General features: G+C 71.9%; 11 protein-coding genes. 4 read left to right on the top strand and 7 right to left on the bottom strand.

The genetic code is table 11. The features are described from left to right. Positions 1-11 precede the first annotated feature (11 nt). From ACYVIH_RS13990 to glmS, 3 genes are all read left to right on the top strand, one after another. Positions 12-1,082: an alpha/beta hydrolase family protein gene (locus ACYVIH_RS13990; RefSeq protein ID WP_460870068.1), complete on the top strand. Its 1,071-nt coding sequence runs from the start codon at positions 12-14 to the stop codon at positions 1,080-1,082. 107 nt (positions 1,083-1,189) lie between these two features. Beyond that, on the top strand, positions 1,190-1,450 hold the full coding sequence (locus ACYVIH_RS13985; RefSeq protein WP_460870067.1) for a hypothetical protein: 261 nt from the start codon (positions 1,190-1,192) through the stop codon (positions 1,448-1,450). 13 nt (positions 1,451-1,463) lie between these two features. Then, positions 1,464-3,284, top strand: a complete 1,821-nt coding sequence (glmS, locus tag ACYVIH_RS13980) for a glutamine--fructose-6-phosphate transaminase (isomerizing) (RefSeq protein ID WP_460870066.1) — start codon at positions 1,464-1,466, stop codon at positions 3,282-3,284. Between the two features lie 177 nt (positions 3,285-3,461). Here the strand turns inward: glmS and ACYVIH_RS13975 are convergent, their stop codons facing one another. The 6 genes from ACYVIH_RS13975 to ACYVIH_RS13950 form a co-directional block, all read right to left on the bottom strand. Then, entirely contained in the window at positions 3,462-4,895 is a 1,434-nt protein-coding gene (locus ACYVIH_RS13975; RefSeq protein ID WP_460870065.1) for an acyl-CoA carboxylase subunit beta, read from the bottom strand. A gap of 76 nt (positions 4,896-4,971) precedes the next feature. Continuing rightward, positions 4,972-6,210, bottom strand: a complete 1,239-nt coding sequence (locus ACYVIH_RS13970; protein ID WP_460870064.1) for a beta-ketoacyl-[acyl-carrier-protein] synthase family protein — start codon at positions 6,208-6,210, stop codon at positions 4,972-4,974. A gap of 11 nt (positions 6,211-6,221) precedes the next feature. Continuing rightward, the gene (locus ACYVIH_RS13965) at positions 6,222-6,470 is read right to left on the bottom strand and encodes an acyl carrier protein (protein ID WP_460870063.1); all 249 of its coding nucleotides are present in this window, start codon (positions 6,468-6,470) and stop codon (positions 6,222-6,224) included. 87 nt (positions 6,471-6,557) lie between these two features. Beyond that, on the bottom strand, positions 6,558-7,568 hold the full coding sequence (locus ACYVIH_RS13960; protein WP_460870062.1) for a beta-ketoacyl-ACP synthase III: 1,011 nt from the start codon (positions 7,566-7,568) through the stop codon (positions 6,558-6,560). Next, entirely contained in the window at positions 7,568-8,752 is a 1,185-nt protein-coding gene (locus tag ACYVIH_RS13955) for an acyltransferase domain-containing protein (protein ID WP_460870061.1), read from the bottom strand. The genes ACYVIH_RS13960 and ACYVIH_RS13955 overlap by 1 nt, the downstream gene beginning before the upstream one ends. Positions 8,753-8,832: 80 nt before the next feature. After that, complete coding sequence (locus ACYVIH_RS13950) at positions 8,833-10,041, bottom strand: PucR family transcriptional regulator (protein WP_460870060.1); 1,209 nt, start codon at positions 10,039-10,041, stop codon at positions 8,833-8,835. Positions 10,042-10,215: 174 nt separating this feature from the next. On the opposite strand from ACYVIH_RS13950, the gene ACYVIH_RS13945 reads away from it, so the two are divergent. Then, on the top strand, positions 10,216-11,169 hold the full coding sequence (locus ACYVIH_RS13945) for an alpha/beta fold hydrolase (protein ID WP_460870059.1): 954 nt from the start codon (positions 10,216-10,218) through the stop codon (positions 11,167-11,169). A 179-nt stretch (positions 11,170-11,348) separates the two neighbouring features. On the opposite strand, the gene aceE is transcribed toward ACYVIH_RS13945, so the two are convergent. Then, positions 11,349-14,123 carry a pyruvate dehydrogenase (acetyl-transferring), homodimeric type gene (aceE, locus tag ACYVIH_RS13940; RefSeq protein ID WP_460870058.1) on the bottom strand — a complete coding sequence of 925 codons (2,775 nt, stop codon included), beginning with the start codon at positions 14,121-14,123 and terminating at the stop codon, positions 11,349-11,351. Between the last annotated feature and the right edge of the window lie 2 nt (positions 14,124-14,125).

Below are 14,125 nucleotides of genomic sequence, written 5' to 3'. Positions count from 1 at the left end.
CGAGGAGGGTGATGCGCCGAGCGGTCGTCGCCACCCTGCTCACGGTGCTCCTCGCCTCCGGCTGCACCGGATCCGACGGTGCCTCGGGCCCCGCGACCTCGGCCCCTCCGTCCGGGTCGGCGACCTCGCCGCCCGCCGGGTCGTCCGCGGCAGGCCCGTCGCCGGCCCCGTCGCCCACGGCTCCGTCGCCGGCGGGGGAGAGCGACGTACACCCGGTGTCGCTGCCGGCCCTTTTCGCCAAGAGGTACGACGGGCACGGGCTCCGGCTCGGTGAGGTGCTGCTGCGCACCGACGCCTACACCCAGCACGCGGTGACCTACCGCGGGGACGGGTTGCGGATCTCCGGGATCTTGAACCTGCCGCACGGAGCCGGGCCGCACCCGGTGCTCGTGCTCGCGCACGGCTACATCGACCCCGACATCTACGTCACCGGCCAGGGCCTGCGCCGGGAGCAGGACTGGCTCGCGCGGGCCGGATACGCCGTGCTGCACGTCGACTACCGCAACCATGCGGGATCCTCACGGGACCCGCGGGCCGATCTCCGGCTGCGCATCGACTACGCCGTCGACGTGGTCAACGCCGTCCGCGCGGTCCGGTCCTCCGGCCTCCGGCGGCTCGACGGACGGCGGGTCGGGCTGGTCGGCCGCTCGCTCGGCGGCGGCGTGGTCTACAACGTGCTCACGGTCGCACCGGGGCTCGTCGACGCCGCGGTGGTGTTCGCACCGGTGAGCTCACGGGCCGAGGACAACTTCGACCGGTGGATCCGGCGGGACCCCGGTCGCGCCGACCTGGCGCGGTCGGTGATCCGGCGCTACGGGGCGCCGGAGCGCAACCGGAGGTTCTGGCGCGAGGTCAGCCCGCGGACCTACTTCGCCCGGATCACCGAGCCGGTGCTCATCCACCACGGCACGGCCGACGAGAGCTGCCCGATCCGGTGGAGCCACCGCTCGCTGGCCGCCCTGGAGCGGGCCGGCGTCCGGGCGCGGATGTTCGTCTACCCGGGGGAGCAGCACGCCTTCGGCCCCGCCTGGCCGACGTCGATGCGGCGGACAGTCCGGTTCCTCGACCGGCACCTCGGCTAGCCGTCTCGCAGCTCTGAACAGCGGTCATGCCCGGATTCAGGACCGTTTCTGCCCGATTTCGGGCAGGAAGTGGCACAAGCCTGCCCACAGGCGGCAGGATCTGGGTCATGCCTGACCCTGATCTGGTGCTGCGCATCGCCTCGTCGACGGGGCTGCGGCCGAGCGAGGCCGCCCGGGTGATCGACGACGTGGTGGCCTACTACGCGGAGTCCACCGAGGACTTCGTCCGCCGGCGGCACGACGAGCTGCAGACCTACGGCCTCAAGAACGCCGCGATCTTCGACCAGATCAGCAAGGAGCTCTCCGGCCGCGTCGTCGCGGCCCCGGACCTGTCGCTGCGACAGCTGCGCCGGATCGTCTACGGCTGAAGGAGCCACGAACATGTGCGGAATCGTCGGGTACGTCGGGGGCCAGCAGGCCGCCCCGCTGCTCCTCGAAGGACTCACCCAGCTCGAGTACCGCGGCTACGACTCCGCGGGGATCGCCGTACTCGGCCCCAGCGGGACCCGGGTCCACAAGCGCGCCGGGCGGGTGCGCGACCTGCAGGCCGACCTGCCCAGACGGTTCTCGGGCCGGATCGGGATCGGCCACACCCGCTGGGCCACGCACGGCGCCCCGACCAACGTGAACGCCCACCCGCACCTGGACGCCCGAGCCCGGATCTCGGTGGTGCACAACGGCATCATCGACAACGCCGCGGCGCTGCGCCGGCGGCTCGCCGACGACGGTGTCGAGCTGGTCTCCGAGACCGACACCGAGGTGCTGACCCACCTGATCGCGCGCTCGGCCGCGGACACGCTCGAGGGTGCCGTGCTGGAGGCACTCGCCCTGGTCGAGGGCACCTACGGGCTCGCGGTGCTCGACGCCGACCGCCCCGACCGGATCGTCGTGGCTCGCAACGGGTCGCCGCTGGTGATCGGAGTCGGCGACAAGGAGATGTTCGTCGCCAGCGACCTCGCCGCGCTCGTCCGGCACACCAGCCAGGTCCTGCACCTGCACGACGGCGAGCTGGCCACCGTGACCGCGGCCGGGTTCACGACCTTCACCCACGACCGGCAGCGCACCGACCGCACGCCCTCGCCGATCGACGTGGACGCCCAGGACTTCGACCTCGGCGGGCACGAGCACTACATGTACAAGGAGATCCTCGAGCAGCCCGCCAGCGCCGAGCGGGTCCTGCGCGGGCGGCTCGACGACCGCTTCGCGACCGCCCACCTGGGCGGCCTCAACCTCGACCCGCGGGAGGCGCGGGCGGTACGCCGGGTGAAGGTGCTCGGCTGCGGCTCGTCGTACTACGTCGGGCAGATGGGCGCGATGATGGTCGAGGAGCTGGCCCGCATCCCGGCCGACGCCGAGGCCGCCTCCGAGTTCCGCTACCGCAACCCGGTCATCGAGCCGGACACGCTCTACGTGGCGGTCAGCCAGTCGGGGGAGACCCTCGACACGCTCCTGGCCGTGCAGGAGATCCGTCGCAAGGGCGGCCGGGTCGTGGGCCTGGTCAACGTGGTCGGCTCATCGATCGCCCGCGAGTGCGACGGCGGCATCTACCTGCACGCCGGGCCGGAGGTCGCGGTTGCCTCCACCAAGGCGCTCACCACGATGGCGATCGGCTTCGCCCTGCTCGCATTGAGCCTCGGCCGGGTTCGCGACCTGTCGGTCAGCGACGGCAAGCGGCTGATCGCCGGCCTGCGGAGGCTCCCGGAGCAGATCGCGGAGGTCCTGGAGCGCGAGGAGGAGATCGCGGAGGCGGCGCGTCGCCTCGCCGGTGCCGAGAGCCTGTTCTTCATCGGCCGCGTCCGCGGCTACCCGCTCGCACGCGAGGGCGCGCAGAAGTTCAAGGAGATCTCCTACCGGCACGCCGAGGCCTACGAGGCCAGCGAGCTCAAGCACGGACCGCTCGCGCTGATCAGCCCCGCGGTGCCGACCGTCGCGATCGTCCCCGACGACGACCTGACCGAGCGCAACGTGGGGGCGCTGCACGAGATCAGCGCGCGTGGCGGTGCCGTCTACGCCGTGACGCACCCCGGCGTGGACCTCGGGGACGTGGACGCGGTGCGCATCGAGGTGCCGAAGAACGAGCCCGAGCTCGACCCGATCCTGCTCACGATCCCGCTGCAGCTGCTGGCCTACCACGCGGCCCGCACCCTCGGCCACGACATCGACAAGCCGCGCAACCTCGCCAAGTCGGTCACCGTGGAGTGAGCCCGCCGCGGGCGGCGTGGATCGACCACAGACCCCGGTCAGCTCGACAGGCAGATCCGAGGCCGCCGGGCAGACGCCACGCTCACCGGTCGGCCGGCGCGACCAACCTGCCTGTTGAGCGGACCGGCCGCCGGCAGCCCGCCGACCTCCCTGCGGTCCTCGACGGCCGCAGGGCGGTCACAGCGGGATGTTGCCGTGGGCGCCGCGGCGGACGGGGCCGGCGTCGGCGATCGCCCGCGCGATCGCGCTGCGGGTGGCGGCGGGCTCGACGAGCTCGTCGACCACCCCGATCTCGATCGCCTTCTCGACCCCGCCGGCGATCCGCTCGTGCTCGGCGGCGAGCTCGGCCTCGACCTGCGGCCGGATCTCGGGGGCGACCTCGAGCAGCTTGCGGCGGTGCAGGATCCGGACCGCGGCAACCGATCCCATCACGGCGATCTCGGCGCCGGGCCAGGCGAACACCCGAGTGGCGCCCACCGACCGGGCGTTCATCGCGATGTAGGCGCCGCCGTAGGTCTTGCGGGTCACCAGGGTCACCCGCGGCACGACGGCCTCGGCGAAGGCGTGCAGCAGCTTGGCGCCGCGGCGCACGACGCCGTCCCACTCCTGGCCGACGCCCGGAAGATACCCGGGTACGTCGACCAGCACGATCAGCGGCACCCCGAACGCGTCGCACATCCGCACGAACCGCGCCGCCTTCTCCGCCGACAGCGAGTCGAGACAGCCGCCGAGCCGGAGCGGGTTGTTGGCCACCACACCGACCGTGCGCCCCCCGAAGCGGCCGAGCGCGGTGACGATGTTCGGCGCCCACCGGGCATGCAGCTCCTGGGCGGTCCCCTCGTCGAGGACGGCCTCGACGAGCGGGTGCACGTCGTACGCCCGCTTCTTGGACTCCGGCAGCATGTCCGCGAGGTCGGTGTCGTGGACCGCGTCGACGTCGAGCGAGCCCTGGGAGCCGAGCAGGTGCGCGACCGCGCGGGCGCGGTCGAGTGCCTCGCGCTCGGTCTCGGTGAGGATGTGTACGACGCCCGACCGCCTGCCGTGGGGCTCGGGGCCACCGAGCCGCAGCATGTCGACGTCCTCGCCGGTCACCGACCGGACCACGTCGGGCCCGGTGACGAAGATCCGGCCCTCGGGCCCGAGGATCACCACGTCGGTGAGGGCCGGTCCGTAGGCGGCGCCGCCGGCCGCGAAACCGAGCACCACCGAGATCTGCGGGATCACGCCGGACGCCTGGGTCTGGATGTTGAAGATCTCGCCGACCGCGTGCAGGGACAGGACGCCCTCGGCGAGCCGAGCCCCACCGGAGTGCCACAGGCCGATCACGGGCACCTGGTCGGCCAGCGCCCGCTCGTAGGCGCGCACCACGACCTTGCAGCCGTCGACGCCCATCGCGCCGCCCATCACCGTCGGGTCGGAGCAGAACGAGACGGCCGGCGCGCCGTTGATCCGCCCGATCCCGGCGAGCATCCCGCTGCCGTCGTCCTCGCTGATCAGCTCCAGCGTGCCCTCGTCGAACAGCGCCGCGAGCCGGTGGTTGGGGTTGCGCGGGTCCTGCTCGCGGGGCAGCTTGGCGGGCTTGGCAGCCGTCGGTTGGGCGGTGACGGTCATGAGGACTCCTGGGTGCTCACGCGCCGGCCGACACCCGGGTGGGGCCGGTCGAGCGCTGGGGGAGGGCGGCGTCGGGTCAGACGCTGCGGAAGGCGACGGCGACGTTGTGGCCGCCGAAGCCGAAGGAGTTGTTCAGCGCGGCCAGCGGGCCGTCGCCGAGCTTGCGCGGCTCGGTCGCGATGTCGAGGCCGGTGTCCTCGGGGTCGTCGAGGTTGATCGTCCCCGGCACGATCCGGTGGTGCAGGGCGAGGATGGTCGCCACCGACTCCAGCGCCCCGGCGGCTCCGAGCAGGTGGCCGGTCATCGACTTGGTCGAGGTGAGCACGACCTTGCCGGCGGCGGAGCCCAGCGCGTTCTTGATCGCGGTGGCCTCGGCGAGGTCACCCTGCGGAGTCGAGGTCGCGTGGGCGTTGATGTGGACGATCTCGTCCGGCTCGAGGCCGGCCTCGCGCAGCGCCATCACCATCGCCCGGGTCGCGCCGCGGCCGGCCGGGTCGGGCTGGGCGATGTCATGGGAGTCCGCGGTGACGCCGGCGCCTGCCGCCTCGGCGTACACCTTGGCGCCGCGGGCCCGGGCGTGCTCCTCGGACTCGAGCACGAGCGCGGCTGCGCCCTCGCCGAGGACGAACCCGTCGCGCCCCTTGTCCCAGGGTCGGGAGGCGGCCGCGGGGTCGTCGTTGCGCTTCGACAGCGCCATCATCTGACCGAACGCGGCCATCGGCAGCGCGTGGACGGCAGCCTCGGTGCCGCCGACGACGACGACGTCGGCGCGGCCGAGCCGGATCATGTCGATGCCCAGCGCGATCGCCTCGTTGCCGGACGCGCACGCCGAGACCGGTGTGTGCACCCCGGCGCGGGCACCGATCGCGAGTCCGATGTTGGCGGCGGGGGAGTTCGGCATCAGCATCGGGATCGCCAATGGCGAGACCCGGCGGGGGCCCTTCTCGTTGAGGGCGTCGTAGTTGCCGAGCAGGGTCTGCACGCCGCCGATGCCCGAGGCCATCGCGACGCCGACCCGCTCCGCGTCGACCCCGGCGTCCTCGGCGCCGAGGCCGGAGTCGGCCCAGGCCTCGAGGCCGGCGACCAGGGCGAGCTGCCCGGACCGGTCGAGGCGCCGGGCCTTCACCCGCTCGAGCACCTCGGTCGGGTCGACCGCGACCTCGGCGGCGATCGTCGTGCCCAGCTGCTCGGCCCACGCGTGCTGAAGGGGACCGACCCCGGAACGACCCTCCAGGAGGGCGTCCCAGGTGCTGGCTACGTCGCCGCCGACCGGTGAGGTCGCGCCGAGGCCGGTGACCAGGACTCGAGTGCTCATGAGTGCTCCGTTCAGCCGTTCTGGGCGCGCTCGATGAAGGCCACCGCGTCGCCCACGGTCTTGAGGTTCTTGACCTCGTCGTCGGGGATCTTCACGTCGAACTTCTCCTCGGCCGCGACGACGACCTCCACCATCGACAGCGAGTCGACGTCGAGGTCGTCGGTGAACGACTTGTCGAGCTGGACGTCGTCGGCGGGGATGCCGGCGACCTCGTTGACGATGTCGGCGAGGTCGGCGCGGATCTCGTCGGTGGTTGCCATCTGGGGCTCACTTTCCTTGGGTGGTTGGTGTTCTCGATGTTTCGTCAGGTGGTGCGCCGCGGTCCGCCCCGTCACGGACCGCGGCCGCTACGGGACGGTGATGACCTGGGCGGCGTACGCCAGGCCGGCCCCGAAGGCGATCAGGAGTGCGGTGTCACCGCTCTTGGCCGTGCCCTCCTCGACCATCCTGGCCAGCGCCAATGGGATCGAGGCGGCCGAGGTGTTGCCCTGCTCGGCGATGTCGCGGGCGACCTGCACGCGCTCGGGCAGCTTCATCGTGCGGGCCATCGCGTCGATGATGCGCATGTTGGCCTGGTGGGGGACGAACACGTCGAGATCCTCGACGGTAATCCCGGTGCGGTCCAGCGTCTGCTGGGCGATCTTGGCCATCTCGTACGACGCCCAGCGGAACACCGGGTTGCCCTGCATCACCAGGTGGGGCATGGCCGGCCGTTCCGCGACGAGCACGTCACGCCAGTCCTCTCGCTGCCGGATCAGGTCGAACTGCTCGCCGTCGGAACCCCAGACGACCGGCCCGATCCCGGGCTCCTCGCTGGGTCCGACGACCGCCGCGCCGGCCCCGTCGGCGAAGATGAACGCCGTTCCGCGGTCGGTGGGGTCGGTGATGTCGGAGAGCCGTTCGACGCCGATCACGAGCACGTGCTTCGCCGTACCGCCTCGCACCATGTCCGATGCCAGGGCGATGCCGTGGCAGAAGCCGGCGCACGCGGCGGAGATGTCGAACGCCGCCGCCCGCTCGGTGCCGAGCTCGTGGGCGATCGCGGTCGCGACGGCCGGCGTCTGCAGCAGGTGCGAGACGGTGGCGACGATGACGCAGTCGACCTGAGCCGGCTCGATCCCGGCCTGCGCGAGCGCGTCGCGTGAGGCGGAGACCGACATCATCTGCACGGTCTCCTCGGGCGTGGCCCAACGCCGCTGCTTGATGCCGGAGCGCTGCTGGATCCACTCGTCGCTGGAGTCGATCGCGTCGACGATCTCGGAGTTGGGGACCACCCGGCTGGGCCGGTAGGCGCCGAGGCCGAGGACCCGGGCGTGCTCGCTGCCACGCTCGCCTACGGCCGGTCTGAGGGGGCTCATCAGGCCACGCCCTCGGGGTGCAGCCGGACCAACGGCTGGCCGGGGGAGACCAGGTCGCCGTCGTGGACCAGCCACTCCACGATCGTGCCGCCGTGAGGGGCGTTGACCGGGGTCTCGTCGCGCAGGCTGGCGACCGCGCCGACGGCGGTGTCCGGGGCGATCGTGCCGCCCTCGGGGAGCCCGTCGTTGAGCCGGAAGGTGCCCTTGGCCGGGGACACCAGCATCCGCCAGGTGGGGGTGGTGTCGATCTGCGAGGCGGTGCCGTGCTTGTCGCAGAAGGCGCGCGCGTCGTCGAGCTGGTCGGGCGTCTTCAGCGCGAACGTCTCCACGCCCTTGAGTGCACGCTTGGCGATCCCGGTGAGCGTGCCGGCGGGCGGCATCTCGAGGATGCCCGTGACGCCGAGGTCGGCCATCGTCTCCAGGCACAGGTCCCAGCGCACCGGGCTGGCGACCTGGCTGACGATCCGGCGGACGACCTCGCGGCCGTCGTGGACCACCTGCCCGTCGCGGTTGGAGATCAGCGGGGTGCGCGGGTCGTGGGTGGAGACGGCCTTGGCGAGCCGCGCGAGCACGTCGACGGCGGGGGCCATGTGCTCGGTGTGGAAGGCGCCGGCCACCGAGAGCGGCATCAGCCGGGACCTGGCCGGAGGATCCTCGGAGAGCTGCGCAAGCTGCTGGGTGGTCCCGGCTGCCACCACCTGGCCGGGGCCGTTGTCGTTGGCTGCGGTCAGGCCGAGCCCGGCCAGCTTGGCGAGCACCTCGTCGCGGTCGCCCCCGAGGATCGCGGTCATGCTGGTCGGAGTGGTCCGGGCCGCGGCGGCCATCGCCTTGCCGCGCTCGCGGACCAGCACCATCGCCTGCTCGGCGGTGATCGCGCGGGCGCCGGCCGCAGCGGTCAGCTCGCCGACGCTGTGCCCGGCCACCGCCCCGATCCGGCCGAAGGCGTCGGCGGGGTGTGGGAAGAGCTCGAGCGCGGCGAGCAGGCCCGCGGCGACGAGCAGCGGCTGAGCCACCGCGGTGTCACGGATCGTCTCCGCGTCGGCCTCGGTGCCGTAGTGGGCGAGGTCCATGTCGGCCACCGCGGAGAGCCACGCCAGCCGGTCGGCGAAGGTCGGCAGCTCGAGCCACGGGGCGAGGAAGCCGGGAGTCTGGGCGCCTTGGCCCGGAGCGACGATGACAAGCACGGGGTCCACTCTGCCCGGCCGCACCCCGATCGATCAGCACCAGCACGCACGAAGATCGGGGGCGGATTCTTGTAGGACTCCTACAAGCCGGTCGGGGCTCCGGCCTCCGGTCCGTGCAGCCGGCCGAGGGTCAGCGCGACCCGGTAGGTGTAGGCGTCGCGAGGGTCGGTGGGCGTCAGCCCGGTGACGTCCGCGGCCCGGCGCAGCCGGTACCGCACGGTGTTGGCATGCACGAACATCGCGCGCGCCGTGCCCTCGATCGACCCGCCCCGGTCCAGGAACGTCGCCACGGTGTCGAGCGTGGCCGCGCCCGCGTCGAGGAGCGGCCGGTAGACGTCGGAGACCAGCTGCCGACGGGCGTGGCCGTCGCCGGCGAGGGCGCGCTCGGGCAGCAGGTCGTCGGCGGCCACCGGACGTGGGGCCGCCGGCCACCCGGAGGCGGCGCGGAGCCCGGCGACCGCGGCGCGTGCCGAGACGTGCGCCTGGACCAGGTCGGCGACCACCGGGCCGACGACGACAGGTCCCTCCCCGAAGTGCTGCGCGATCGATGCCCCTGCTTTGTCTGGGTTCTCGACGCCGCCGAGTACGACGACCAGCCGATCGCCCTGCACGGCACACAGCGCGTCGAGGCCGAAGTGGCGTGCCGACCGCCGTACCTCGTCGATGATCGACTCGCGGTCGTGGCCCTCCTCGTCGCCCACCGCCGCGGGCGCACGACCGAGCACGACCATGACGCCGCCGCGCGCCTGCCAGCCCAGCGCACTCGCGCGCGACCGGACCGTCTCGTCGGCCTCGGCGCGCAGCACGGAGTCGACGACCAGGGCCTCGAGCCGGGCGTCCCAGGCGCCGCGCATCTCGGCCGCCTTGGCGTACACCTCCGCGGTGGCGAACGCGACCTCGCGGGCGTAGCGCACGACCGCCTCCTGCACCGAGGGCGCGTCCTCCGGTCCGACGGCGGTGTCGAGGTTGTCCTCGACGACCTCGATGCTCATCCGCACCATTTCGACCGTTTGGTGGAGACTCACAATGCCGGTGAGGGTACGGGGAGCGGCCCCGAACACCTCGGCGGTCAGTGGGGTGTCGGCCTCGGGGTCCTGGTACCAGGTGACGAAGGCGTTGATGCCGGCCTGCACGATCAGGCCGATCCAGGACCGGTTCTCCGCGGACAGCTGCCGGAACCAGGGCATCTCCTGCTCCATGCGGGCCAGCGCCGCCGTGGTCAGGTCGCCGGCGGAGCTCTGCAGCCGCCGGGCGATCTGGGCGCGGCTGCGTCGCCGCGGGGTGGTCATGACGCCGAGCCTAGTGTGGAGGGGGCCGTGGGAGCCGGTCTGGAGCACTTCGCCGTTCGACCCGTGAAACCGACCTCTGATCGCGAATCGCCAATATCGGCAGGGGAATGCGGGGTTACTGCAACGGGTTCTGGGTAGCATCCGGGGAACGCACCCGCTGTGAGGAGCATCACCATGCCCAGGGTCCCCGAGGTCCAGTACCTCACCATCCACGGCCACCGCCGCGCCTTCGTGAAGGTCGGCAGTGGACCCGCGCTGCTGTTGCTGCACGGCCTGGGCTGCGACCACACCACATGGGCACCGGTGATCGAGGCGCTCTCCCGGCGCTACACCGTGATCGCCCCGGACCTGCTGGGTCACGGCAGCTCCGACAAGCCGCGCGCGGACTACAGCGTGGGCGGCTACGCCAACGGCATGCGCGACCTGCTCACGGTGCTCGGCATCGACAAGGTGACGGTGGTCGGCCACAGCTTCGGGGGCGGCGTGGCCATGCAGTTCGCCTACCAGTTCCCCGAGCGGACCGAGCGTCTCGTGCTCGTCGCGCCGGGCGGCATCGGCCGCGAGGTGACCGCCGCGATCCGCGCGATCTCGCTGCCGGGCTTCCAGCTGGCGATGGGCCTGGCCACCAAGCCGGGCCTGCTCCAGGCCGCCAAGCTCGGCTTGCGGGCCCTGGCCGCCACCGGCATCCCGCACGTGCGGGACCTCGACGAGGTGGCCGACATCGTCCAGCACCTCTCGGACCGCCAGGCCCGCGCCGCGATCACCCACGTCGTGCGCGCGGTCGTGGACTGGCGCGGCCAGGTGGTCACGATGGCCGATCGTGCCTACCTGACCAACGCGATGCCGATGTGCGTGGTCTGGGGCACCGACGACATGGTGATCCCGGCCAGCCACGCCGACCTCGCGCGAGAGATCGCCCCCGACGCGACGGTCGAGGTGGTTCCCAACGCCGGCCACTTCCCGCACAAGGACCATCCGCAGCGGTTCGTGAAGATCCTCAACGACTTCATCAGGGCGACCGAGCCGGCGACGTACCACCGCGGCCGCTGGCGCAACCTGCTCAAGAACGGCCCCGACGCCGCGACGACCTCTCGCGAGGCCGTGGCCGAGGTCGTCGAGATCGCCTGACCCCCTCCACCGCCCGGTTGTAACGCGGGGTTATGGACGGTCCACACGCGGCATGACGCGAGGGATGCGTCCACACGTCGTGGGATGTTGCTCGCGCGGCCCGCGAGGCCCCGTCGAAGAGCTGGGGCCCCCCGCGCGTGCGGGGAGCCCCAGCTCATCTGTGTTCCGGTGAGCGGACGTCAGGCGTCGCCGCCCTCCTGCTTCACGCCGCGCACGGCGGTCGGGTCGTCGATGCGGTACTTGTCGAAGGCCTCCTGCACGACCTCCGGCTTGATCTCACCCCGGTCGGCCAGCGCCTGCAGCGCCGCGACCACGACCGACTGGGCGTCGACGTGGAAGAAGCGGCGGGCGGCGGGGCGGGTGTCGGCGAACCCGAACCCGTCGGTCCCGAGGACGCGGTAGTCGCCGGGCACCCACTTGGCGATCTGCAGCGGCACCGCGGCCATGTAGTCGCTGACGGCGACGAAGGGACCCTCGGCCTCCTTCAGCTTGTGCGTGACGTACGGCGTGCGGGGGGCTTCGGACGGGTGGAGCAGGTTGTGCTCCTCCGCGGCCACCGCGTCCCGGGCCAGCTCGTTCCACGAGGTCACCGACCAGGTGTCGGCGGCGACGCCCCACTCCTCGGCGAGCATCCGCTGCGCGTCGGTGATCCACGGGAAGCCGACGCCGGAGGCCATCAGCTGCACCCGCGGCGGGCTGTCCTGCTCGACCGCCGGCGGCACCGCGACGTGGTAGATGCCCTTGAGCAGGCCCTCGACGTCGAGGTCCTCGGGCTCCTTGGGCTGCACGGTCGGCTCGTTGTAGACCGTCAGGTAGTAGATGACGTTCTCGCCCTCGGGGTGCTCCTCGTTGGAGCCGTACATGCGGCGCAGGCCGTCCTGGACGATGTGGCTGATCTCGTAGGCCATCGCCGGGTCGTAGTGCACGACGGCGGGGTTGCTCGCCGCGAGCAGCGGGGAGTGACCGTCGGCGTGCTGCAGGCCCTCGCCGGTGAGCGTCGTACGGCCGGCGGTGGCGCCGATCAGGAAGCCACGGGCGAGCTGGTCGGCCATCGCCCAGATCGAGTCGCCGGTGCGCTGGAACCCGAACATCGAGTAGAAGATGTAGAACGGGATCATCTGCTCGCCGTGCGTGGAGTACGCCGAGCCCGCGGCGGTCGCCGAGGCCAGCGCACCCGCCTCGGAGATGCCCTCGTGGAGCATCTGGCCCTGCGCGGACTCCTTGTAGGTGAGCAGCAGCTTGCGGTCGACGGCGTCGTAGGTCTGGCCTGCGGGCTGGTAGATCTTCGCCGTGGGGAACATCGAGTCCATGCCGAAGGTGCGGAACTCGTCGGGCGCGATCGGCACGATCCGCTGCCCGATCTCCTTGTCCTTCATCAGGTCCTTGAGCAGCCGCACGAGCGCCATCGTGGTGGCGATCGCCTGCTTGCCCGAGCCCTGCTTGAGCTCGCTGTAGACCGCGTCTCCCGGCAGCTTGAGCGCCTTGGCGCGCACCACCCGCTTGGGCAGCGAGCCGCCGAGCTGGCGACGGCGCTCCATCATGTACTCGATCTCCGGCGCGTCGTTGCCGGGGTGGAAGAACGGCGCGACCTCGGCCTCGTCGATCTGCTTGTCGGTGATCGGCAGGTAGAGCCGGTCGCGGAACTTCTTCAGGTCGTCCTTGGTCAGCTTCTTCATCTGGTGGGTCGCGTTGCGGCCCTCCAGGGCGTCGATGGTCCAGCCCTTGATGGTGTGGGCGAGGATCACCGTCGGCTGGCCGACGTGCTCGGTGGCGGCCTTGAAGGCGGAGTACACCTTGCGGTAGTCGTGGCCGCCGCGGGGCAGCTTGCGCAGCTCGTCGTCGGACATGTGCTCGACCATCCGGCGCAGCCGCGGGTCGCCGCCGAAGAAGTGCTCGCGGATGTACTCGCCGGTCTCGACGGAGTAGGTCTGGAACTGCCCGTCGGGGGTGGTGTTCATCCGGTTGACCAGCACGCCGTCGACGTCCTTGGCGAGCAGGTCGTCCCACTCGCGGCCCCAGATCACCTTGATCACGTTCCAGCCGGCGCCGCGGAAGTAGGACTCCAGCTCCTGGATGATCTTGCCGTTGCCGCGCACCGGGCCGTCGAGCTGCTGCAGGTTGGCGTTGATGACGAACGTGAGGTTGTCGAGCTCCTCGCGGGCGGCCACGCCGATCGCACCGAGCGACTCCGGCTCACCCATCTCGCCGTCACCGAGGAACGCCCACACCCGCTGCTGGCTGGTGTCCTTGATCCCGCGGTTGTGCAGGTAGCGGTTGAACCGCGCCTGGTAGATCGCGTTGATGCCGGTGAGACCCATCGACACCGTCGGGAACTCCCAGAACTGCGGCATCAGCCGGGGGTGGGGGTACGACGAGAGCCCCCGTCCGACGCCGTGCTGGACCTCCTGCCGGAACTTCGACATCTGGTCCTCGGTCAGCCGGCCCTCAAGGAACGCCCGGGCGTAGATGCCGGGGGAGCCGTGGCCCTGGAAGAAGATCTGGTCGCCGCCGCCGGGGTGGTCCTTGCCGCGGAAGAAGTGGTTGAAGCCGACCTCGTAGAGCGAGGCGGCCGACTGGTAGGTGGCGATGTGGCCGCCGACCTCGAGGCCCTTCCGGTTGGCGCCGGAGACCATGACCGCGGCGTTCCAGCGGATGAACGCGCGGATCCGGCGCTCGATGTGCTCGTCGCCGGGGAACCAGGGCTCGCGCTCCGGCGGGATCGTGTTGATGTAGTCGGTGCTGCGCAGGGCAGGGACGCCCACCTGGCGCTCGCGCGCGCGTTCGAGGAGCTTGAGCATGACGTACCGCGCGCGGGTCCGGCCCCGCTCGTCGAGGAGCGCGTCGAGGGAGTCGATCCACTCCTGCGTCTCGTCGGGGTCGATGTCGGGAAGCTGCGTGGGGAGACCCTCGTGGATCACGGAAGGTGTCCCGGGGCCGTCGTTGGTGTTCGCCACGA

The sequence above is a fragment of the Nocardioides pakistanensis genome (assembly GCF_054781215.1).
This window is presented reverse-complemented; position numbering and strand designations above follow the sequence as displayed.

Bases quoted from the DNA above. Each gene is read 5' to 3' on its own strand.
- ACYVIH_RS13990 (WP_460870068.1), top strand. From the start codon at position 12: ATGCGCCGAGCGGTCGTCGCCACCCTGCTCACGGTGCTCCTCGCCTCC.
- ACYVIH_RS13985 (WP_460870067.1), top strand. From the start codon at position 1,190: ATGCCTGACCCTGATCTGGTGCTGCGCATCGCCTCGTCGACGGGGCTG.
- glmS (WP_460870066.1), top strand. From the start codon at position 1,464: ATGTGCGGAATCGTCGGGTACGTCGGGGGCCAGCAGGCCGCCCCGCTG.
- ACYVIH_RS13975 (WP_460870065.1), bottom strand. From the start codon at position 4,895: ATGACCGTCACCGCCCAACCGACGGCTGCCAAGCCCGCCAAGCTGCCC.
- ACYVIH_RS13970 (WP_460870064.1), bottom strand. From the start codon at position 6,210: ATGAGCACTCGAGTCCTGGTCACCGGCCTCGGCGCGACCTCACCGGTC.
- ACYVIH_RS13965 (WP_460870063.1), bottom strand. From the start codon at position 6,470: ATGGCAACCACCGACGAGATCCGCGCCGACCTCGCCGACATCGTCAAC.
- ACYVIH_RS13960 (WP_460870062.1), bottom strand. From the start codon at position 7,568: ATGAGCCCCCTCAGACCGGCCGTAGGCGAGCGTGGCAGCGAGCACGCC.
- ACYVIH_RS13950 (WP_460870060.1), bottom strand. From the start codon at position 10,041: ATGACCACCCCGCGGCGACGCAGCCGCGCCCAGATCGCCCGGCGGCTG.
- ACYVIH_RS13945 (WP_460870059.1), top strand. From the start codon at position 10,216: ATGCCCAGGGTCCCCGAGGTCCAGTACCTCACCATCCACGGCCACCGC.